General features: G+C 60.7%; 19 protein-coding genes and 1 riboswitch. Of the genes, 14 read left to right on the top strand and 5 right to left on the bottom strand.

Translation table 11 applies throughout. The annotated features are described in order from the left end of the window. The first annotated feature begins 153 nt into the window (after positions 1-153). From BWR59_RS21250 to BWR59_RS21220, 7 genes are all read left to right on the top strand, one after another. A complete protein-coding gene (locus BWR59_RS21250; protein ID WP_081567601.1) occupies positions 154-885 on the top strand; it encodes a response regulator transcription factor in 732 nt (243 codons plus the stop codon). Further along, entirely contained in the window at positions 878-2,257 is a 1,380-nt protein-coding gene (locus BWR59_RS21245; RefSeq protein WP_081567600.1) for a sensor histidine kinase, read from the top strand. The genes BWR59_RS21250 and BWR59_RS21245 overlap by 8 nt, the downstream gene beginning before the upstream one ends. Positions 2,258-2,467: 210 nt before the next feature. After that, positions 2,468-3,370 (top strand): cysteine synthase CysM, encoded by a 903-nt coding sequence (gene cysM, locus BWR59_RS21240; protein ID WP_081567599.1) that lies wholly within the window; start codon positions 2,468-2,470, stop codon positions 3,368-3,370. Beyond that, on the top strand, positions 3,370-4,725 hold the full coding sequence (gene rlmD, locus BWR59_RS21235) for a 23S rRNA (uracil(1939)-C(5))-methyltransferase RlmD (RefSeq protein ID WP_081567598.1): 1,356 nt from the start codon (positions 3,370-3,372) through the stop codon (positions 4,723-4,725). The genes cysM and rlmD overlap by 1 nt, the downstream gene beginning before the upstream one ends. Positions 4,726-4,885: 160 nt before the next feature. After that, positions 4,886-7,129, top strand: coding sequence for a GTP diphosphokinase (gene relA / locus BWR59_RS21230; protein WP_081567597.1), 2,244 nt, complete (start codon positions 4,886-4,888; stop codon positions 7,127-7,129). A 186-nt stretch (positions 7,130-7,315) separates the two neighbouring features. Beyond that, complete coding sequence (gene mazG, locus BWR59_RS21225; RefSeq protein WP_081567596.1) at positions 7,316-8,149, top strand: nucleoside triphosphate pyrophosphohydrolase; 834 nt, start codon at positions 7,316-7,318, stop codon at positions 8,147-8,149. A gap of 39 nt (positions 8,150-8,188) precedes the next feature. Further along, positions 8,189-8,731 carry a DUF2058 domain-containing protein gene (locus tag BWR59_RS21220; protein ID WP_081567595.1) on the top strand — a complete coding sequence of 181 codons (543 nt, stop codon included), beginning with the start codon at positions 8,189-8,191 and terminating at the stop codon, positions 8,729-8,731. Positions 8,732-8,782: 51 nt separating this feature from the next. Here BWR59_RS21220 and BWR59_RS21215 read toward each other — a convergent pair whose 3' ends face one another. Then, entirely contained in the window at positions 8,783-8,974 is a 192-nt protein-coding gene (locus BWR59_RS21215; protein WP_081567594.1) for a hypothetical protein, read from the bottom strand. A 586-nt stretch (positions 8,975-9,560) separates the two neighbouring features. Here BWR59_RS21215 and BWR59_RS32455 point away from each other — a divergent pair. Further along, positions 9,561-9,707 (top strand): hypothetical protein, encoded by a 147-nt coding sequence (locus tag BWR59_RS32455; protein ID WP_168184516.1) that lies wholly within the window; start codon positions 9,561-9,563, stop codon positions 9,705-9,707. A gap of 632 nt (positions 9,708-10,339) precedes the next feature. On the opposite strand, the gene BWR59_RS21205 is transcribed toward BWR59_RS32455, so the two are convergent. From BWR59_RS21205 to purM, 3 genes are read right to left on the bottom strand one after another with little or no spacing between them, the layout of a single operon-like run. Then, positions 10,340-11,056 (bottom strand): DUF3108 domain-containing protein, encoded by a 717-nt coding sequence (locus tag BWR59_RS21205; RefSeq protein ID WP_081567592.1) that lies wholly within the window; start codon positions 11,054-11,056, stop codon positions 10,340-10,342. A gap of 32 nt (positions 11,057-11,088) precedes the next feature. Then, positions 11,089-11,742, bottom strand: coding sequence for a phosphoribosylglycinamide formyltransferase (gene purN / locus BWR59_RS21200; protein WP_081567948.1), 654 nt, complete (start codon positions 11,740-11,742; stop codon positions 11,089-11,091). Between the two features lie 23 nt (positions 11,743-11,765). Then, the gene (gene purM, locus BWR59_RS21195; protein WP_081567591.1) at positions 11,766-12,824 is read right to left on the bottom strand and encodes a phosphoribosylformylglycinamidine cyclo-ligase; all 1,059 of its coding nucleotides are present in this window, start codon (positions 12,822-12,824) and stop codon (positions 11,766-11,768) included. A 302-nt stretch (positions 12,825-13,126) separates the two neighbouring features. On the opposite strand from purM, the gene BWR59_RS21190 reads away from it, so the two are divergent. The 6 genes from BWR59_RS21190 (at position 13,127) to BWR59_RS21165 (ending at position 18,512) form a co-directional block, all read left to right on the top strand. Further along, positions 13,127-14,188 (top strand): DUF2066 domain-containing protein, encoded by a 1,062-nt coding sequence (locus BWR59_RS21190; RefSeq protein WP_081567590.1) that lies wholly within the window; start codon positions 13,127-13,129, stop codon positions 14,186-14,188. A gap of 55 nt (positions 14,189-14,243) precedes the next feature. Further along, complete coding sequence (locus tag BWR59_RS21185) at positions 14,244-15,317, top strand: AI-2E family transporter (protein WP_081567589.1); 1,074 nt, start codon at positions 14,244-14,246, stop codon at positions 15,315-15,317. Between the two features lie 320 nt (positions 15,318-15,637). After that, positions 15,638-16,342 carry a DnaA regulatory inactivator Hda gene (gene hda, locus BWR59_RS21180; protein WP_081567588.1) on the top strand — a complete coding sequence of 235 codons (705 nt, stop codon included), beginning with the start codon at positions 15,638-15,640 and terminating at the stop codon, positions 16,340-16,342. After that, entirely contained in the window at positions 16,342-17,121 is a 780-nt protein-coding gene (locus tag BWR59_RS21175) for an NAD-dependent deacylase (protein WP_230982065.1), read from the top strand. Before hda ends, BWR59_RS21175 begins: the two co-directional genes overlap by 1 nt. Before the next feature lie 75 nt (positions 17,122-17,196). After that, positions 17,197-17,886 carry a C40 family peptidase gene (locus tag BWR59_RS21170; RefSeq protein ID WP_081567587.1) on the top strand — a complete coding sequence of 230 codons (690 nt, stop codon included), beginning with the start codon at positions 17,197-17,199 and terminating at the stop codon, positions 17,884-17,886. Between the two features lie 89 nt (positions 17,887-17,975). Further along, complete coding sequence (locus tag BWR59_RS21165; RefSeq protein WP_081567586.1) at positions 17,976-18,512, top strand: C40 family peptidase; 537 nt, start codon at positions 17,976-17,978, stop codon at positions 18,510-18,512. 93 nt (positions 18,513-18,605) lie between these two features. Here BWR59_RS21165 and BWR59_RS21160 read toward each other — a convergent pair whose 3' ends face one another. Beyond that, the gene (locus BWR59_RS21160) at positions 18,606-19,952 is read right to left on the bottom strand and encodes a sorbosone dehydrogenase family protein (protein WP_081567585.1); all 1,347 of its coding nucleotides are present in this window, start codon (positions 19,950-19,952) and stop codon (positions 18,606-18,608) included. A 149-nt stretch (positions 19,953-20,101) separates the two neighbouring features. Beyond that, positions 20,102-20,310: riboswitch (cobalamin riboswitch) on the top strand. The last annotated feature ends 81 nt before the right edge of the window (positions 20,311-20,391 follow it).

Genomic DNA, 20,391 nt, shown 5'->3' with positions numbered 1-20,391 from the left:
TGGTAATTTGCGCAGTGTAGCCACTTGCGCGCGGGTAATCCCGGCAAATCGGGCGGTCAGCGAACAGTCTTACGAGGTCGGTCGACCAGTCGCCATTGCCCCAGGTCGCGCAATCTTGAATACTCGCGGCCTGAGAATCAGTCGCAGACGCCAATGAATCCCGAAATCATTCATCGCCCCAGCATACTCGCTATCGAGGACGATCCTGTGCTCGGCGCCTTTGTGCACGATCAACTCGACCGTTGCGGTTTTCAGGTGACCTGGTGCCAGAACGGTGCCGAGGGACTCGAGCGGGCGCAGCGGCAACCCTTTGACGTGGTGCTCATGGACATCCTGCTGCCCGGCATGAACGGCCTGGATATCCTCACGCATCTGCGTCGTCGGCATTCCATGCCGATCATCCTGATGTCTGCGCTCGGTGCGGAGGCGGACCGTATCTCCGGCTTTCGCAATGGTGCCGACGACTACCTGCCCAAGCCCTTCAGCGTCGATGAACTGCGAGTGCGTATCGAGGCCATTTTGCGCCGGGTCGAGCTTGAGCGCCGTTTCCATGCGCCTGTCGCCACACCGGCGACGCCCGCTCAGGACGAACTGACGTTCAACGAAGGCCTGTCCGACGTCAGTTTCAGGGGCAAGAGCGCTCAACTGACCGGCAGTGAATACCGTTTGCTGGAAACCTTGTGGCGCAATCCCGAAGACGTCCTCAGCAAGCCCTTCCTTTATCAGCATGTGTTGCAGCGTGGCTACTCACAGCACGACCGTAGCCTGGACATGCACGTCAGTCAGATCCGCCGCAAGCTCAAGCTCATCGGTTATGAGGCGCATCATCTGCGCACCGTATGGGGCAGGGGCTATGTGCTGACGGCTGCCGAACCTGATGCGTGAGCGCCGCTTGCGCCTGCCTGGCAGGCATTCGCTGTTCTGGAAACTGGCTTTTCTGCTGGTGGGCTTCTGCCTGCTGATGATCTGGCTCAGTTGGTACTGGGGCCGTTACATCGAAACGCAGAATGCCTTTCTTTCACCGCAAGCGCGGACCGTGCTCAACAGCTACGCCGCCGAGGCCGAAAAGGCCTGGAGTGTGGGCAATGAGCGCGGCATCGACGAGTGGCTGCGCGAGGTCCGCCGTCATGAAGGCGGCTGGGTCGGCGTGATTGGCCACGACCTGCAGTCGCTGAGCAGCATCCCGCTCAGTGACGCGCAGGTGCAGCGCCTGACCTTCATGCGCGGGGTCGACTGGCCCATGAGCCGACGGCAGAAGACCGCGCCCTGGCTGAAGATCCCGTTCCCCAACGACCCGAGCGTCGGCAGCCTGATCATCGAGCTCCCCGAACGATTCAAGCCCGGTCGTCATGCGCTGGTCTGGCAGATGCTGACCAACGTGATCATTCCAGGCCTGTTCACGCTGCTGTTGTGCGTCGGGCTGTACCGTTTGCTGATCCGCCCACTCAACGAGTTGCGCGAACAGGCCAATGCGTGGCGTGCTGATCGCCTGTCCAATCGGCTGTCGCCCCAGATGACCTCGCGGCAGGACGAACTGGGCGAACTCAATCGCGCCTTCGACCACATGGCCAGTCGCCTGCAATCCACCGTTCAGGTGCAGCAACAGTTGCTGCGCGATCTGTCCCATGAATTACGCACGCCGTTGAGTCGCCTGCGAGTGGCGTGCGACAGCGAGCAGAGCCTGCCCGAGCTGCGCGAGCGCCTGAGCCGTGAAGTCGATGGCATGCGCCGGCTGGTGGACGACACCCTGCATTTGGCCTGGCTGGACGCCGAGCGGGAAAAACTGCCCGACGAAGACATCCAGGTGCTGGCGCTGTGGGACATGCTGGTGGACAACGCCTGTTTCGAAAGCTGCTGGCCTTCGCGCCAGTTACGTTGCGATCTGGACAGCGAATGCTGGGTTCAGGGCCACCTGAATACCTTGGCCCAGGCGCTGGAAAACATTCTGCGCAATGCGATCCGCCACTCACCACCCGAAGGCATCGTGCGCATGAGCGGGCGGCGTGACGGCGACGACTGGTTGTTGTGGCTGGAAGACGAAGGCGGCGGTGTCGACGCCAGCGATCTGGAGCGCATTTTCGCCCCGTTCATCCGGCTCGACGGCGCGCGGCCGGGGGATGGCGGTTTCGGCCTGGGCCTGAGCATTGCACGCAACTCGCTGCGTCTGCAGGGCGGCGACATGTGGGCCGAGAACACCGCCTACGGTTTGCGGATGACCATGCGCTTGCCTGCTCGTGAGGTGGAAGCGGTCGTTTGAGACTGATCCTGTAGCAGACCGGGCTAGTCGGCGGTGGCTTCCTTAAGATCGCTATCGCCGGCAAGCCGTGCAGCTGCAGCTCGATCAGCGGCGTTGCGCCGAATATCGCTTATTTCTTTTCGCTATATCGAACTCACTTTGCGTGATATGGGCTTGGAGCGATTGCCGGTATGATAGGCGACCCCCGCACGTCTGGATCGCGAACACGCCATGACCCTGCAGTATCAAACCATCGCCGATTGCGTCGGCAACACCCCGCTGGTGCGTCTGCAACGCATGGCCGGGAACACCAGCAACACGTTGCTGCTCAAGCTCGAAGGCAATAACCCGGCCGGTTCCGTGAAGGATCGTCCGGCGCTGTCGATGATTACCCGCGCCGAGCTGCGCGGGCAGATCCATCAGGGCGACACGCTGATCGAAGCCACCTCCGGCAACACCGGTATCGCACTGGCCATGGCCGCAGCGATCAAAGGCTATCGCATGATCCTGATCATGCCGGACAACTCCAGTGCCGAGCGCAAGGCCGCGATGACCGCCTATGGCGCCGAGCTGATTCTGGTCAGCAAGGAAGAGGGCATGGAAGGCGCTCGCGACCTGGCCGAGCGCATGCAGACCGAAGGCCGTGGCAAGGTGCTGGACCAGTTCGCCAACGGTGACAATCCTGAAGCGCATTACGTTGGTACCGGCCCGGAAATCTGGCAACAGACCGGCGGCACCATCACCCATTTCGTTAGCTCCATGGGGACCACCGGTACCATCATGGGCACCTCGCGCTACCTCAAGGAACAGAATCCTGACATCCAGATCGTCGGCCTCCAGCCCATGGACGGTTCGGCGATTCCGGGTATTCGTCGTTGGCCGCAGGAATACCTGCCGAAGATCTACCAGGCCGATCGTGTCGACCGGATCATGGACATGGCCCAGCACGAAGCCGAGGACGTCATGCGACGCCTGGCCCGGGAAGAAGGCATCTTCTGTGGCGTGTCGTCCGGCGGTGCCGTGGCCGGCATGCTGCGTCTGTCTCAGGAAGTGGAAAATGCGGTCATGGTCGCGATCATTTGTGACCGTGGCGACCGTTACCTGTCGACCGGTGTCTACGATGCGCCCAACTGATGGCCAAGCGTGATACAGGCCTGCGTTTCCAGCCCAGTGGTGGCACCCGGACAACGCAGGTCCCGACCGGTAAAAAGCAACGTCTGAACATTGAGCGTCTGTCCAACGACGGTCGCGGTATTGGCTTCGTCGAAGGCCGCACCTGGTTCGTCGCGGGCAGCCTTGCCGGTGAAGAGGTAGAAGCGCGGGTGCTCGGCGCCCACGGCAAAGTGGTCGAGGCGCGCACCGAGCGTGTATTCAAGGCCAGCCCCATGCGTCGTCCGGCGCCTTGCGCGCATTTCGGCCGCTGCGGCGGCTGCAGCGTGCAGCAGATGCCCCACGACGAGCAACTTGCCCTGAAACAGCGCATGCTCGCCGAACAGTTGAGCCGGGTTGCCGGTGTCGAGCCCGAAGAGTGGGCCGCGCCATTGACCGGTGACGAATTCGCCTACCGACGTCGTGCCCGCATCGCAGTCCGCTGGGACGCCAAGGGCAAGCGCCTGGACGTGGGTTTTCGGGCCGCGTCGAGCCAGGACATCATTGCCATCAATCATTGCCCGGTGCTGGTACAGGCCTTGCAACCGATCATGACGGCGCTGCCGGACATGCTCAGACGCTTGAGCAAGCCTCAGGCGCTGGGGCATGTCGAGTTGTTCAGCGGCTCGGCCAATGCCGTGTTACTGCGCCACACCGCGCCGCTGGCAGACCAGGATCTGGACATCCTCAAGGCATTTTGCGAAACCCAGGACGCGCAACTGTGGTTGCATGGCGAGGATGGACCGCAGCCTGTGGACGCTTCGGCGCAACTGGGGTTTGCTCTTGAGCCCTGGAATCTGGAGCTGGCGTATCGTCCTGGCGACTTCGTGCAGGTCAACGCACAGGTCAATACGGCGATGATTGCACAGGCGCTCGCGTGGCTTGCTCCACGTCCTGACGAACGAGTACTGGACTTGTTCTGCGGGCTTGGTAACTTCGCTCTACCGCTGGCGCAGATCACGCGCGAAGTGGTGGCGGTCGAGGGCGTCGATACCATGGTGCAACGTGCAACCGGCAACGCCGTCAGTAACAATTTGCACAATGTGAAGTTTTATCAGGCGGATCTGTCGCAGCCGCTGGACAAGGCGCCCTGGGTGGCGGAAGGTTTCCGCGCAGTACTGCTCGATCCTCCGCGTGACGGGGCGTTCGAAGTGGTCGGCAAACTCAAGTCAGTGGGTGCTGAACGGTTACTTTATGTGTCGTGCAATCCGGCAACTTTGGCGCGCGACACGGTCGAATTGATCAGGCAGGGCTACCGATTAAAACGTGCCGGAATCCTCGATATGTTCCCGCAGACAGCGCATGTCGAGGCAATGGCTTTATTTGAAGCGAGTAAGTGAGGCAAGCAGGGCTCCAGGATCCGAGTCAACGCCTCACAGGGAATCTCGTTTAATCCGACTGGCCCGCGCACGCGATCTTGCATGGCCCGCAAGGTGTGTGCGCTGAAGAAGGCTGGCGACTGATGGCGCATTTCATCGCGCCGTAGGGAAGGTAAGCAACATGGTACAGGTGAGAGCACACCAGCCGATAAACACAGACGGCAGTATCAATCTCGACGCATGGCTTGATCATGTGGTCAGCGTCGACCTCGCAGTGGATCGACAGGCTTTGAAGGAAGCCTGTGAGTTTGCCCGGCAAGCCGAGCAACAGGACAACGCCGCCAAGAACCTCTGGGCGGAAGGCACGTCGAGTTTTCAGACGGGCCTGGAAATCGCTGAAATCCTGGCCGACCTCAAACTCGACCAGGACTCTCTCATTGCCGCCGTGATTTACCGAGGTGTGCGCGAAGGCAAGATTCCCTTGCCCGATGTCAGTCAGCGCTTCGGCCCGACGGTGGCCAAACTGATCGACGGTGTGCTGCGCATGGCGGCGATCAGCGCCAGTCTCAGCCCGCGTCAATCGCTGGTGCTCGGCACTCAGGCCCAGGTGGAAAACCTGCGCAAGATGCTGGTCGCCATGGTCGACGACGTACGGGTCGCGCTGATCAAACTTGCCGAACGCACCTGCGCCATTCGTGCGGTGAAGAACACTGACGACGAGAAGCGCAACCGGGTTGCGCGCGAGGTCTTCGACATCTATGCGCCGCTGGCCCACCGGCTGGGCATCGGTCATATCAAATGGGAACTGGAGGACCTGTCCTTCCGGTACCTGGAGCCTGAACAGTACAAGCAGATCGCCAAGCTGCTGCATGAGCGTCGTCTCGATCGCGAACGTTTCATCACCGACGTGATGTCGCAGCTGGAAAACGAACTGCTGGCCACCGGGGTCAGGGCCGACATCAGCGGCCGGGCCAAACACATCTATTCGATCTGGCGCAAAATGCAGCGCAAGGGTCTGGAATTCAGCCAGATCTACGACGTTCGCGCCGTGCGTGTACTGGTTCCGGAAATGCGCGACTGCTACACCGCGCTGGGGATCGTCCACACCCTTTGGCGGCACATCCCCAAGGAGTTCGACGACTACATCGCCAACCCCAAGGAGAACGGCTATCGCTCGCTGCACACCGCAGTGATCGGCCCCGAGGGCAAGGTGCTGGAAGTGCAGATCCGCACCCACGCCATGCACGAAGAGGCCGAGCTCGGCGTCTGTGCCCACTGGAAATACAAAGGGACCGACGTCAAATCCAGCTCCAACCACTACGAAGAGAAAATCTCCTGGCTGCGTCAGGTGCTGGAGTGGCACGAAGAGCTGGGTGATATCGGCGGTCTGGCCGAGCAACTGCGAGTCGATATCGAGCCGGACCGGGTCTACGTGTTCACCCCCGATGGTCATGCCATCGACCTGCCCAAGGGCGCGACACCGCTGGACTTCGCCTATCGCGTGCACACCGAAATCGGCCACAACTGCCGTGGCGCGAAGATCAACGGCCGTATCGTCCCGCTCAACTACAGCCTGCAGACCGGTGAGCAGGTCGAGATCATCACCAGCAAGCACGGCACCCCGAGCCGCGACTGGCTGAACTCGAACCTGGGTTACATCACCACTTCCCGGGCGCGGGCGAAGATCGTCCACTGGTTCAAACTTCAGGCCCGCGATCAGAACGTCGCGGCCGGTAAGGTCTTGCTCGAACGCGAGCTGGCACGTCTGGCGCTGCCGCAGGTGGACTTCGACAAACTGGCCGAAAAAGCCAACATGAAGACGGCCGAGGACATGTTCGCCGCGTTGGGTGCCGGTGATCTGCGTCTGGCGCAGCTGGTCAATCTCGCGCAGCAACTGGTCGAGCCGGAGCGTGGTAACGAGCAGCTGGAGCTGATTCCGCGCAAGGCCACCGGCTACAAGCCGGGCAAGCGCGGCGACATTCAGATTCAGGGCGTCGGCAACCTGATGACCCAGATGGCCGGATGCTGCCAGCCGCTGCCGGGCGATGCGATTGTCGGTTACATCACCCAAGGCCGCGGTGTGAGCATTCACCGTCAGGACTGCGCCTCGGTGCTGCAGCTTGGCGGGCGCGAGCCTGAGCGGATCATTCAGGTCAGCTGGGGGCCGGTGCCGGTGCTCACTTACCCTGTGGACATCATCATCCGCGCGTACGACCGTTCCGGCCTTCTGCGGGACGTATCGCAGGTGCTGCTCAACGAGCGCATCAACGTGCTGGCGGTCAACACCCGCTCGAACAAGGAAGACAACACGGCATTGATGTCGCTGACCATCGAGATTCCAGGGCTCGATGCACTCGGGCGTCTGCTGGGGCGTATCTCGCAACTGCCGAACATCATCGAGACGCGGCGTAACCGCACGCCTTGAAACAGATCGGCTGAATGTGCTCGAACTCATGTGGGAGGGAGCTTGCTCGCGAAGACGGTGGATCGGTCGATGATAGTGTCGGCTGAAAGGACGCCTTCGCGAGCAAGCTCCCTCCCACAGGTTGATTGTCGTCTCCCCGATCGGTGGCAGAGCCTCGGATCTGGTGGTCGTTAACGGAATTCTTCAATGTACAAGCTCCAGGACCTCATCAATCTCATGGCCCGCCTGCGGGACCCGCAATACGGTTGCCCGTGGGATGTGAAACAGAACTACGCGACCATCGTGCCGCATACCTTGGAAGAGGCCTATGAAGTGGCCGATGCCATCGAGCGCGGTGACTTCGATGACCTGCGTGGCGAGTTGGGCGATCTGCTGTTTCAGGTGGTGTATTACTGCCAACTGGCGAGCGAGGAGGGGCGGTTCGAATTCGACGCTGTGGTGGATGGCATCACCCGCAAGCTGATCCGCCGCCACCCCCATGTATTCCCCACTGGCGACTTGTATGCGCCACTGGAAACACCGCGCTTGAGTGAAGATCAGGTCAAGCATCGTTGGGAGGAGATCAAGGCCGAGGAGCGTGCTGAAAAGGCCCGCGTTCCGCAGCAGTTGTCGTTGCTCGACGATGTCCCGAACGTGTTGCCCGCCTTGTCGCGGGCAGCCAAACTGCAGAAGCGCGCGGCGCAGGTCGGTTTCGACTGGCCGGACGCGCTGCCAGTGGTCGACAAGGTGCGCGAGGAACTCGACGAGGTTCTGGAGGCCATGGCCGATAACGACAGTGAGGGGATCAACGAAGAGATTGGCGATCTGCTGTTCGTGGTGGTCAATCTGGCCCGTCACCTCAAGGTCGATCCGGAAAATGCCTTGCGCGCTGCCAACAGTAAGTTCGAGCGGCGCTTTCGTTTTATCGAACAGGCCTTGCGCGACACCCGACGCCCCATTGAAGATTGCAGCCTCGAAGAGATGGATGCGCTTTGGGGCGAAGCCAAGCGTCAGGAAAAGAACACGCCCAACTGCGGTTGAGTTGACTATTTAGAAAGAGAAGTCAGAGAGAGAAGACAGATGGCGGGTATTTCCCTTCGTGACCAATTGCTCAAGGCAGGTCTGGTCAACGAGAAACAGGCCAAACAGGTCTCCAAGAGCAAGCAGAAAGAACAGCGCCTGGTGCACAAGGGCCAGGCCGTTGCCGACGACGCCAGCCAGCGCGCCGCTCAGGAAGCCATGGCCGAGAAGGCCAGGCGCGACCAGGAGCTGAACCGTCAGCAGCAGGAAAAGGTCGAGCAGAAAGCCCGTGCCGCGCAGGTCAAGCAGTTGATCGAAGCGACCCGCTTGCCGAAGCTGACCACCGAGGACTACTACAACTTCGTCGACGACAAGAAGGTCAAGCGCCTGTCGGTCAACTCGCTGATGCGCAGCAAGCTGAGCAATGGCTCGCTGGCGATCGTGCATCACGGCGGCAGTTATGAGGTCATTCCGCGCGAAGCCGCGCTGAAGGTTCAGGAGCGTGATCCGCGTCGTATCGTGATGCTCAGCGAGCCGACCGAGGAGCCGGATGGCGACGATCCCTATGCGGCTTACAAGATCCCCGACGATCTGATGTGGTAAACCCCAGAACAACAAAACCCGCCTAGGCGGGTTTTGTTTTGCTGCGATCCGTTATTGCGAGTTGCTCGCTGCCTTCTTGGCTTCCAGCTCTGCGAGCTCTGCTGCGTAACGCTGTGCGTCCGATTCGTGATGAAACATCCCTACCAATTGGTCTTGTTGGCGTACATCCCAGATTTGAATGCCATCTGCAATGCCTTCGTGGGACATGTGGGCGTCGTCGCGTTCAGTAACAGTTACCGTCATATTGAAAACTCCTGACTCTTTGAAATCTGCGGCAGGACGTCGCAGTGGTTACTTTATAGGTTTTGGTAGCTGGCTAAGTAAACCGACGATTTTGGTAAAGGTTATTTCCCGTTTTGGAAAGAATCGGTAAGGGGTTGTTTTAGAAGGGTGTGCGACGGTTTGTCGCACTCGTTTGGATGGCGTGAAGAAAGTTTCATGTTCGGTTGGGGAACATTGGCTGCCGTGAAAATGGCGGTTCGTGGGGGCTTTTCTTGCTGCTGTGCGTTGAGTTTTGGGTACTTATCCAGTCTCGGTGCTGGCCTTGGTGGGGACTGGCTAACGCCAGGCCTGTTTCGCCTTCGGCGAGTTACTTGAAAAGACCCCAAGTAACCAAGGGTCCTGGCTCCTGGTTTGGCGGCTCCTTCGTCGCCGTTCCCTCACTCCGGCGACGCTCCGTGGGCCCGCCGCCATCCGCCATCCATGGCGGGGGGCGGCTCTCGNGCTCCTGGTTTGGCGGCTCCTTCGTCGCCGTTCCCTCACTCCGGCGACGCTCCGTGGGCCCGCCGCCATCCGCCATCCATGGCGGGGGGCGGCTCTCGCGGCATCCATGCCGCTCGGCCCACTCCGCGCCGCCTGCGTTCAGCCTGCACCCAAGTCGCGTTTTGTGGTGTCTGGGCTATGGCGTACGAAGATCAAGATCAAGATCAAGATCAACGGCAACGGCAACGGCAACGGCAATCGCCACGAGCTGTGAACGCCGAACCTGTAGCAGTCCGGCTTGCCGGCGGTAGCGATCTTCCGTACGCCACCGCCGGCAAGCCGGACGGCTACAGGGTTCGCGGCGTACTCGGAGTTAAATTCACCACCAAACTCCATGGGAGAAGCCGGATCAGGTCAGGGCGGTGAGCCGCATTGGCTTTTGATCTTGCCTCTAAGTGCGCAGTAGTTCAGACGCCGCAAATTGCGACTTTGGCAGGCCGAGCGCAGGCGTTGCGTAGGGGGCAGCGCGACATGGATGTCGCGCTAGCCGCCGTTCGGCCAGGGATGGCCGGTCGGCGGCGCGCAGGCGTTGCGTAGGGGGCAGCGCGACATGGATGTCGCGCTAGCCGCCGTTCGGCCAGGGATGGCCGGTCGGCGGCGTGCCCCCGGAGCAATGCCGGAGACGAGGGAACCCGACGAAGTCGGGCCGGACAGGGAGCGCTAGACCCTTGGTTACTTGGGGTCTTTTCAAGTAACCCGCCGAAGGCGGAATGCTTCTGCCGTTAGGCAGAACAAAGATCAGCGCCACAAAACATAAGGGATCAACGCTCACTGGCCTGCGCCGATGCCCCAATAAAAAACCCCGCCATGTCAGCGGGGTTTTCAAAGCAGGCAATACAACCCGGATCAGCTGCCTTTAACAGCCTTACCGTTCACCGTACCATCCTGCAGCATGATGTTGTATTCCTTGCCATCGGTTTCAACCTGCTGCAAACGAACCAGCAAATAATCGTAATCCTTGGCGAACCACATCACAGTGATGCGCTTGTTCTGCGTCGGATCGCGTACGCGCTCCACCTTGATGGCATCGACCGAGCCGACCTTGGTGTCGACCTTCTCGGTCCCCAGCACACGGAAGTCATAGGTATCGACCTCGTCGCCGTCGACCACCTGATACGTCATGCTCTTCTTGCCCGCGGCCACATCGTGCTGCAAGGCGAGTTGATAGGTGGATTTGTCGAGGATGCCGGTGTTCAGCGGGATCTTGACTGCGTCGCCACGGTCAGTACCGGTGATGAACTTGGTCGACCAGTCGAACACCAGATCGACCTTCTTGCTCTTGCCCAGACCACCGCGTTCGAACTGGTAGGTCTGCGGGAGGAGAGTGTCCTTGTCGGATTTCAGGGTGCTGATTTCGGTCAGGCTGGCGATCATCATCGATGCCTTGAAACTCAGGGTCCAGGTGCCGTTGGCGTTCTGTTCCAGGCTGCGGGTAGCGCTGCCGCCGCCGACAGGAAGTTGTTTGAAGTCAGCGGTGTAGCTGGCGGAGAAGGGTTGAAGGTCTGCCGCATTGACCGCAGGGAGCGCGAACAGAGCGAAAGCGAAGAGCAAAGCGCGACGCATAAAATCTCCTGTCTTTGGAATGAAGAGCTGAATTAAGTAGCCTGAATCACATGGCCGCTGGGGCCCAGTAGCTGGCCGTTCAAGGATGCGCCTTGTTCAATCAAGGCCAATCGGCCCTCGGCAAACCAGCGGATTGCCAGCGGGTAAATCAGGTGTTCCTGGGTATGAACCCGTTGCGCCAATGTGGCAGGCGTGTCGTGCAACTCTACAGAAATAACTGCCTGTACGACCAGAGGGCCCCCATCGAGTTCCTCGGTGACGAAATGCACGCTGCAACCGTGCAGCGTATCGCCAGCTTCCAGCACGCGTTGATGCGTGTGCAAGCCTTTATACAGTGGAAGCAGTGAAGGGTGAATGTTCAGCAGGCGGCCGTGGTAGTGGCGCACGAAGCCCGGAGTGAGGATACGCATGAAGCCGGCGAGTACCACCAGCTTCGGCGCAAAGGTGTCGATCAGTTCGATCAGCGCCGTGTCGAAGGCCTCGCGACCTTCGTAGGCTGTGTGATCGAGAACGCGGGTTTCGATCCCCGCATTCCTGGCGCGTTCCAGCCCGTAAGCATCGGCGCGGTTGGAAATCACCGCGCGAATGCGAGCCGGGCTCGAGTTGTCCTTAAAGCTGTCGATCATCGCTTGCAGGTTACCGCCGGTGCCAGACAACAGCACCACAACATCACACCCTTGGGGCATGTCTGGCTTCACTACGTCGGGCATCAGTGTGCCTTGACGTTTTTCAGCTCGACTTGTGCAGCGCCTTCGGCAGCGACGCCGATCTGGCCGATGACCCAAGGCTGTTCGCCGGCTTCACGCAGCACTTTCAGCGACGCTTCGACGTGTTCCTGGGCGACGCAGATGACCATGCCGACGCCGCAGTTCAGAACGCGGTGCATTTCGTGCTCGTCGACGTTGCCTTTTTCCTGCAGCCAGTCGAACACGGCCGGGCGAGTCCAGCTGGCGACGTCGACCACGGCTTGCGCGCCTTCAGGCAGCACGCGCGGGATGTTGTCCAGCAGGCCGCCGCCAGTGATGTGGGCCATGGCCTTGACCGCGCCAGTGTCCTTGATCAGCTTGAGCAGTTGCTTGACGTAGATGCGGGTTGGCGCCATCAGCAGGTCGGTCAGTGGCTTGCCGTCCAGCTGGATGGTTTCGATGTCGGCGCCGGAGACTTCGATGATCTTGCGGATCAGCGAGTAACCGTTGGAGTGCGGGCCGGACGATGGCAGGGCGATCAGGGCGTCGCCGGTCGCGACTTTCGAGCCGTCGATGATTTCGGCTTTCTCGACGACACCGACGCAGAAACCGGCCAGGTCGTAGTCTTCGCCTTCGTACATGCCAGGCATTTCAGCGGTTTCGCCGCCGACCAGCGAGCAACCGGCCAGTTCGCAGCCTGCGCCGATGCCAGTCACGACCTGAGCGGCGGTGTCGACGTTCAGCTTGCCGGTGGCGTAGTAGTCGAGGAAGAACAGGGGTTCTGCACCGCAGACCACCAGATCGTTGACGCACATGGCGACCAGGTCGATACCGATGCTGTCGTGCTTGTTCAGGTTCAGGGCCAGGCGCAGCTTGGTGCCGACGCCGTCAGTGCCGCTGACCAGAACCGGTTGTTTGTAGCCGGCCGGGATTTCGCACAGAGCGCCGAAGCCCCCCAGGCCGCCCATCACTTCCGGGCGCTTGGTGCGCTTGGCAACGCTCTTGATGCGTTCGACCAATGCTTCACCGGCGTCGATGTCTACACCGGCGTCTTTGTAGCTCAGGGAGGGTTGCTTGCTCATTATCCAGGCCTTTAGGGGGGATTCGGGGTAACGACCGAGTTGGAACGGCTCGTGGCCGTGGCATCGCCGGTCTGCGAAGGCGCGCGATTTTATCAGGGTTGGGCCAACGCGGCCATCCTTGGGCCGACGGGCAGGGGCATGATGAAGAAAAAATAACCCGCCTGTTCAGGGTTCAGCCGTTCGTCGGCAGCTATAAAGGGTGTAAGTTCTTCTGCAGAGTGAGCGATTCGTTCCGCGCTGCGGTCTGAGTCGAGCCAGTCATATTTATGCAGCTATTAATACGCTTCGTTTGGGAATCTTCTATGCGCCTGAAAAACTGCCTGTTCGTGGGCTGTCTGTCCCTCATGAGTCTGCCGGCCCTGGCCGAAACGGTGAACAATCTCTATCAGGTGCGCGAGCCGGTCAACGGGCAGACCCCGGACGAGAAAACCCGGGCTACGCAGGCCGCGCTGGAAACCCTGGTCATTCGTCTGACCGGCGATCCCAAGGCCGCTCAAGGCCCGGGCCTTGCCGAAGTGCGCAAAGACCCACAGCAGATCATCAGCCAGTACGGTTATGACGCAGGCCCGCCCGAATCGCTGCAGGTAGATTTCGATCCGGCGAGCACTGACCGCGCGTTACGTCAGGCCGGCCTTTCCCTGTGGGGTTCCAATCGCCCGGTGATCATGGCGTGGTGGCTGAACGACGCGACCGACGGCGCCAATCTGGTGGGCGATGGTCAGGCTTCAGCCGAGCCCCTGCGCCGCGCCGCACAACATCGCGGTCTGCCCCTGCGTCTGCCACTGGCGGATCTGGGTGAGCAGGGGATCGGCAATGCCAAGACCCTTGATGGCAACGATGTTGCGCTGCTCAAGCAGGCGTCCGAGCGCTACGGCTCCGATGCAATTCTTGCGGTGCACGCGCAGGAAAACGGCGGTCAGTGGCAGGGTAAATGGCATCTGTGGCTGGGGGACAAGATGGAGCAGGGCAGCGCCACCGGTGCCAGTTCAGCCGAGCTTGCCGACGCCGTTTTGCTGTCCGTGAGTCAGCGTCTGGCACCGCGTTTCGTGGTCAAGCCTGGGGCGTCATCCAGCATGGCGCTGGAGGTTCAAGGCATGAATCTGGAACGCTACGCCCAATTGGGTCGCCTGCTGGAACCCTTCGGTGGTCGCCTGAAATCCGTGGATGCGGACCGTGTGGTCTTTGATGTCAGCGGCAGTGCGGATCAGCTGCGTTCGCAGTTGTCCCTGGCGAAATTGCAGGAAGTGCCGGCCGCCGATGTGGCGAGCGTGCCGGTGAATGCCGGGCAAGCGCCGGTGCCTGGAGCGGCGCCGATTCCACAAGCGCCTCAGACTTCTGCGCAAACACTGCACTTCCGCTGGTGAATGCGTTCATAGCGACGTTGCATGAAGCAAATCATCCTGGGTCCGAGGGGCAGTAATGACTGATACGCGTCGTTGGTTCTGGCTGGGCGGGGTCATCCTGCTGTGCCTGTTCGTCTGGTTGCTGCACGCAATCCTGACGCCGTTTCTGGTGGCGCTGTTGCTGGCGTATATGGGGGATCCGCTGGCGGATCGTCTGGAGAAACTCAAGATGTCACGCACCTTGAGTGTGGTGACGGTGTTCGTGCTGTTCACGCTGATCTTCATGGGCTTGTTGCTGGTGTTGGTGCCGATGCTCGCCAAGCAGTTGTATCGCTTGTATGAGCTGGCCCCGCAGATTCTCGACTGGCTGCAGCACACTGCGTTGCCGTGGACCCAGGCCAAGCTCGGCTTGGCCGACGGCTTCTGGAAGTTCGACAAGGTCAAGGCAGCGATTTCCGAGCACATGGGGCAGACCGGCGACATCGTCGGGATCGTGCTGGCGCAAGCCACCACTTCAACCCTGGCGCTGATCGGCTGGCTGACCAATCTGGTGCTGATTCCGGTGGTTTGCTTCTATCTGCTGCGCGACTGGGACGTGATGATGGCCAAGGTGCGCAGCCTGTTGCCGCGTCACCGCGAGAAGAAAATCGTCGCGCTGGCCGATGAGTGTCATGAGGTGCTGGGAGCGTTCATTCGCGGCCAGTTGCTGGTGATGGTCGCGCTGGGTGTGATCTACGCGGCCGGGTTGATGCTGGTCGGGCTTGAACTGGGCCTGTTGATCGGGGTCATCGCGGGGCTGGCGGCGATCGTGCCTTATATGGGCTTCGTCATCGGTATTGGCTCGGCGATTCTGGCGGGCTTCTTCCAGTTTGGCGGCGATCTGTATCCGATGCTGGGTATCGTCGCGGTGTTCATGGTCGGCCAGGCGCTGGAAGGCATGGTGCTGACGCCGCTGCTGGTGGGTGATCGCATCGGTCTGCATCCAGTGGCAGTGATCTTCGCGATCCTGGCGGGCGGCGAGCTGTTCGGGTTCACCGGCATCCTCTTGGCGTTGCCGGTGGCGGCGGTGATCATGGTGTTGGTGCGCCATGTTCATGACCTGTACAAGGATTCGGATATCTACGGCGGCATGGAAGATCCGGATCTATAAGCGACGCGATGAACGCTGAATTGCTCGTGGGAGGGAGCTTGCTCGCGAATGGCCGGTACATCCGACCCATCTTCATCGCGGCCGCCAGCGCTTCGCGAGCAAGCTCCCTCCCACAGGTGAGACAGGCCTGTGAGGGGGCGAGCTCAGACGCTCTTTTTTGGGCGTCTTACCCATGGTTTCCGTGGCCTGGCCTAGGGTAGACGCAACCCTTTGATTTTGCAGGTGGTCTGGCGCATTGTGCGGTCCGGCTTGCGGGTATAAACTTTGCACACTTTACACAGAGGCCCCTTGGCGGTTCGTCACTGAACCGTTCAGCCAGCATGAAACCAGTTCAGCTGCCCCTGAGTGTGCGTCTGCGTGATGACGCCACCTTCATCAATTACTATCCAGGCGCCAATGCCGCTGCACTCGGCTACGTCGAGCGGCTGTGCGAAGCCGACGCCGGATGGACCGAAAGCCTGATCTACCTGTGGGGCAAAAACGGGGTAGGGCGCACACACCTTCTGCAAGCAGCCTGTCTGCGCTTCAAGCAATTGGGGCAGCCGGCGGTGTATTTGCCGATGGCCGAATTGCTCGAAGAGGGGGTCGAGCTTTTCGATCATCTGGAGCAATATGAGCTGGTTTGCCTTGACGACTTACAGGTCGTTGCGGGCAAGCCGGAGTGGGAGGAGGCGCTGTTTCATCTGTTCAACCGCCTGCGTGACAGCGGTCGCCGTCTGTTGATCGCAGCGTCCTGCTCGCCTCGCGAGTTGCCGGTCAAACTGGCCGACCTCAAGTCCCGGCTGACCATGGCCCTGGTCTTCCAGATGCGTCTGTTGTCCGACGAAGAAAAGCTTCGTGCACTGCAATTGCGCGCATCACGTCGTGGCCTGCATCTGACCGATGAAGTCGGGCATTTCATCCTGACCCGCGGCAAACGCAGCATGAGCGCCTTGTTCGATCTGCTTGAACAGCTCGACCAGGCGTCCTTGCAGGCTCAGCGCAAACTGACGATTCCCTTCCTTAAAGAGACGCTGGGCTGGTGATCGACAGCCTGCCCTGCGTCGACCCTGCGCTGGTGCTGCAGACGGCAGCGGCATTGCGCCACGCCAACCGTATTCTGATCATTACCGGTGCCGGACTCTCGGCGGATTCGGGATTGCCGACCTATCGCGGCGTCGGAGGGCTCTATAACGGGCACACCGATGACGGGCTGCCAATCGAAATGGCCTTGTCCGGCCCGATGCTGCGCCGCGACCCTGCGCTGTGCTGGAAATACATTGCCCAATTAGGCAGCGCGTGTCTGGCCGGACAGCCCAATGCGGCGCATTATGCGATCGCCCAATTGCAGCGGCGCAAACCGGAATGCTGGGTGTTGACGCAGAACGTCGATGGCTACCATCGCGCAGCGGGCAGCCCGCCGGAGCGTCTGATCGAGATTCATGGGCGAATGGCGCCGCTCTATTGTCAGTCCTGTGGGGCCGAAGACCCGCAGTTGAACGAGCATCTGCAACGACCGCTGCCGCCGTTGTGCGCGCAGTGTCATGGCGTTTTGCGACCGCCGGTCGTGTTGTTCGAAGAGATGCTGCCAGAGCTGGCATTGAACGTGCTGTATGAAGAGATGGCAAAAGGCTTTGATGCGGTGTTGAGCATCGGGACCACCGCCAGCTTCCCCTACATCCACGAGCCGATGCTGCGCACGCGGGTCGCGGGAGGCTTTACCGCCGAGATAAATCCCTCGTCGACCGATCACTCCATTCACATGGATGCATTTCTGAGGTGTAGAGCCTTAGATGTGATGGAGGACCTGGTAAGTCACATTTGATTCGATTGAATTTGCAAATGATGACGATAGAAGGCATAGTCTCGGCTTCTTTACACATTAGCCACGGTCGTGCCCATGCTAAATCGCTTCGCACCCCTCGTGCCTCTCGCACTCGTTACGCTGCTGTTCGGCTGCGCGGCCCAGATGCCAGCGTCGCAACAACAGTCGCAGAATTCCCAGTTCAAGGATTCTGTCACCGCGCAAACCGCCACCAAGCGTGCTGATTACTCGGCTTCCGTACTGGATGACGAAATCGCCACCGAAGACGAACTGGCCCAGTTCGCCGACAACAAGCCTTACCAGTTGCCGGTCCTGGCGGACAGTATTCTGGAACGCGGCAAATCGCTGATCGGTACTCGCTATCGTTTCGGCGGCACCTCGACCACTTCCGGTTTCGATTGCAGCGGTTTCATCGGCTACCTGTTCCGTGAAGAGGCCGGCATGAGCCTGCCACGTTCTTCGCGTGAAATGATCAACATCGATGCCCCTCTGGTCAAACGCAACGACCTCAAGCCAGGCGACTTGCTGTTCTTCAGCACCGCAGGCCGTGGTCGCGTCAGCCATGCCGGCATCTATTTGGGCGATGACCAGTTCATCCACTCCAGCAGCCGCCGCAGCGGTGGCGTGCGTGTCGACAGCCTCGACGACGCTTACTGGGCCCGTACTTTCATCGAAGCCAAGCGCGCGCTGGCCATGGCACCTTCCAAGGTTCCGGAAACCACAACTGCGATGACCTCGACTACACTCAAGCGCCAACACCGTTAATACCCGGACGTGCAACCGGGGATTCCCCGATTGCACGCGGTCCCGGCTCCCGGCAAAGTAAGCCGCATCCCGCAAAGGTTGTTGTGTTTATGTCGTTTACGGTTCGCCTGGTTGTTGCTTCACTGGCTGTATTGCTGGCCGCGTGTTCCAGCAATCCACCGCCATCCCCTCCCAAGGTCGTTTCCAGGCCTGTGGTATCTGCTCCCTCTCAATTTTCCTCTCCGGTCGCGGACGACGTGCTTTTGCGTGCCATCGGCCTGGTGGGCACGCCTTATCGGTGGGGCGGCAACACGCCTGATTCGGGCTTCGATTGCAGTGGCCTGATCGGCTATGTCTATCAGGGCGCAGCCGGGATCACTTTGCCGCGCTCAACCCGTGACATGATCAACCTGCGTGGTCCGGACATCGACCGCAGCCAGCTGCAGACCGGTGATCTGGTGTTCTTCGCCACGAGTGGCGGATCGAATGTCAGCCATGCCGGGATCTACGTGGGGGAAGGGCGCTTCGTGCATGCCCCGGCGACCGGCGGCACGGTCAAGCTCGACAGCCTCGACAAGCCGTATTGGCAGAAAGCCTGGTTGAATGCCAAACGTGTGATCACGCCTTCGAATCTCGCCCGGCAGTAAATCATTACCTTGTAGATACGGTTTGCCGGCGGTGGCGTTTTTGAGATCGCCACCGCCGGCAAGCCGGTCTGCTACAGGCTCCCCGCATGACCGTCAGGGATTAGTGTTCGAAGCCTGCACCGTCCTCGCCGCCGTCACCCGCCAGATCTTGTTGCCGACATCATCGGCTACCAACACGCCCCCCTTGTTGTCATTGACCACTCCCACTGGCCGGCCTTGTGCCTTCTCGTCGGCATTGAGAAACCCTGTGAGCAGATCAACCGGCGTACCACTCGGTTTGCCATCCTTGAACGGCACGAACAGGACCTTGTAGCCGCTATGGGGTTTACGGTTCCAGGAGCCGTGCTGGCCGAGGAACAAGCCTTCGTTGAACGGCGCGGGCAGTGACTTCCCATCCGCGAACGCCAGGCCCAGCGACGCCGTGTGCGGGCCGACGGCGAAATCCGGTGCAATCGCTTTCTGTACCAGCTCCGGGTTCTGCGGCGACACCCGAATATCCACATGCTGCCCGTAGTAACTGAACGGCCAGCCGTAGAATCCCCCGTCCTGCACCGAGGTCACGTAGTCGGGCACCAGATCGCTGCCGATCTCGTCACGCTCGTTGACCGCCGTCCACAGCTTGCCGGTGTGGGGGTCCCAATCCATGCCGTTCGGGTTGCGCAGGCCGGAGGCAAAAATCCGGTGATTGCCGGTTGCGGCGTCGACTTCCCAGATCGCTGCGCGGCCCTCTTCAGCTTCCAGGCCGTTCTCGCCAACGTTGCTATTGGAGCCCACCGTGACGTACAGCTTGCTGCCGTCCTTGCTGGCGATGACATTCTTGGTCCAGTGATGATTCAGCGTGCCGCCCGGGAGATCGGTGACTTTCAGCGGATCGCCCTTGATCGACGTCTCACCCGACACATAGTTGAAGCGCAGCAGGCGGTCGGTGTCGGCGACGTAGAAGTTGTTGTCCACCAGCGTCATGCCGAACGGCGAGTTGAGATGATCGATGAACACAGTACGCGTTTCAGCGACGCCGTCGTGGTCCTTGTCGCGCAGCAGGGTGATGCGGTTGGCGCTGGGGACTGCGGCACCGGCGCGGCCCATGACTTTCTTCATGACCCAGCCTTTGATGCCTTTGCCATCATCGGGCTTGGGCGGTGCGTTGGTCTCGGCGACCAGCACGTCACCGTTAGGCAACACGTAAAGCCAGCGTGGGTGGTCGAGGTTTTCGGCGAAAGCCGCGACCTGGGTGCCAGGGGCAGCGACCGGTTTTGCGCCAGCGGGCCAGCCGACTGCCGGGGCAATGTTCACGGTGGGGATCAGGGTCTTGTTCGGCTCGGGGAGTTTGGGGGCGGGGCCCACACCGTCCGAAACTTGCAGTCTGGAGGATTCGCCGCACGCCGCGAGTCCTCCGGCGACCAACAGCAAAACCACAACTTGGGGTCTGAGCTTGAACATGATCGATCTCCGCTTTCGGCAGTGATGCAACGGGCAGACATGCAAGTGCATGTATATGAATAGAGACACGGTGGGCGTCTGGGTTCAACCGCTGCTCAATTGCCGCATCGCGCGCCTGTTCGATTGACGCTCCGGGGTCAACCCACTAACCTTCGCCGATTGTTTCAGGTGCCCATCACACAGGGTGAAACAGGGAAGCCGGTGCGAGCGCTTTTGCGGTCTATCCCGGCGCTGCCTCCGCAACGGTAAATGAGTCAAGGTCCCGCACGATGCCACTGTGTTCACTGAGCATGGGAAGGCGCGGGGCTGAAGTATTCGCTCATGAGTCCGGAGACCGGCCTGATCCATTCAACAGCATCACGGAGGGCGATGCTCTGCGCAGGCTCGGGGCCTTGGTTCCGGCGCCTGCTGTCAGTCTTTGCCTGCGTCCTCCGTTTGC

This window comes from Pseudomonas sp. Bc-h (assembly GCF_002080045.1).
In the GTDB taxonomy this organism is placed as follows: Bacteria; Pseudomonadota; Gammaproteobacteria; order Pseudomonadales; family Pseudomonadaceae; genus Aquipseudomonas.
The sequence above is the reverse complement of the archived record's forward strand: the minus strand, read 5'-3'. Positions and strand labels throughout refer to the sequence as shown.

Coding starts and splice junctions, on each gene's coding strand:
- BWR59_RS21160 (WP_081567585.1), bottom strand. CDS start 19,952: ATGTTCAAGCTCAGACCCCAAGTTGTGGTTTTGCTGTTGGTCGCCGGA.
- BWR59_RS21170 (WP_081567587.1), top strand. CDS start 17,197: ATGCTAAATCGCTTCGCACCCCTCGTGCCTCTCGCACTCGTTACGCTG.
- BWR59_RS21205 (WP_081567592.1), bottom strand. CDS start 11,056: ATGCGTCGCGCTTTGCTCTTCGCTTTCGCTCTGTTCGCGCTCCCTGCG.
- BWR59_RS32455 (WP_168184516.1), top strand. CDS start 9,561: ATGCCGCTCGGCCCACTCCGCGCCGCCTGCGTTCAGCCTGCACCCAAG.
- purN (WP_081567948.1), bottom strand. CDS start 11,742: ATGCCCCAAGGGTGTGATGTTGTGGTGCTGTTGTCTGGCACCGGCGGT.
- BWR59_RS21220 (WP_081567595.1), top strand. CDS start 8,189: ATGGCGGGTATTTCCCTTCGTGACCAATTGCTCAAGGCAGGTCTGGTC.
- rlmD (WP_081567598.1), top strand. CDS start 3,370: ATGGCCAAGCGTGATACAGGCCTGCGTTTCCAGCCCAGTGGTGGCACC.
- mazG (WP_081567596.1), top strand. CDS start 7,316: ATGTACAAGCTCCAGGACCTCATCAATCTCATGGCCCGCCTGCGGGAC.
- purM (WP_081567591.1), bottom strand. CDS start 12,824: ATGAGCAAGCAACCCTCCCTGAGCTACAAAGACGCCGGTGTAGACATC.
- BWR59_RS21250 (WP_081567601.1), top strand. CDS start 154: ATGAATCCCGAAATCATTCATCGCCCCAGCATACTCGCTATCGAGGAC.
- cysM (WP_081567599.1), top strand. CDS start 2,468: ATGACCCTGCAGTATCAAACCATCGCCGATTGCGTCGGCAACACCCCG.
- relA (WP_081567597.1), top strand. CDS start 4,886: ATGGTACAGGTGAGAGCACACCAGCCGATAAACACAGACGGCAGTATC.
- BWR59_RS21215 (WP_081567594.1), bottom strand. CDS start 8,974: ATGACGGTAACTGTTACTGAACGCGACGACGCCCACATGTCCCACGAA.
- BWR59_RS21245 (WP_081567600.1), top strand. CDS start 878: ATGCGTGAGCGCCGCTTGCGCCTGCCTGGCAGGCATTCGCTGTTCTGG.
- hda (WP_081567588.1), top strand. CDS start 15,638: ATGAAACCAGTTCAGCTGCCCCTGAGTGTGCGTCTGCGTGATGACGCC.
- BWR59_RS21165 (WP_081567586.1), top strand. CDS start 17,976: ATGTCGTTTACGGTTCGCCTGGTTGTTGCTTCACTGGCTGTATTGCTG.
- BWR59_RS21185 (WP_081567589.1), top strand. CDS start 14,244: ATGACTGATACGCGTCGTTGGTTCTGGCTGGGCGGGGTCATCCTGCTG.
- BWR59_RS21190 (WP_081567590.1), top strand. CDS start 13,127: ATGCGCCTGAAAAACTGCCTGTTCGTGGGCTGTCTGTCCCTCATGAGT.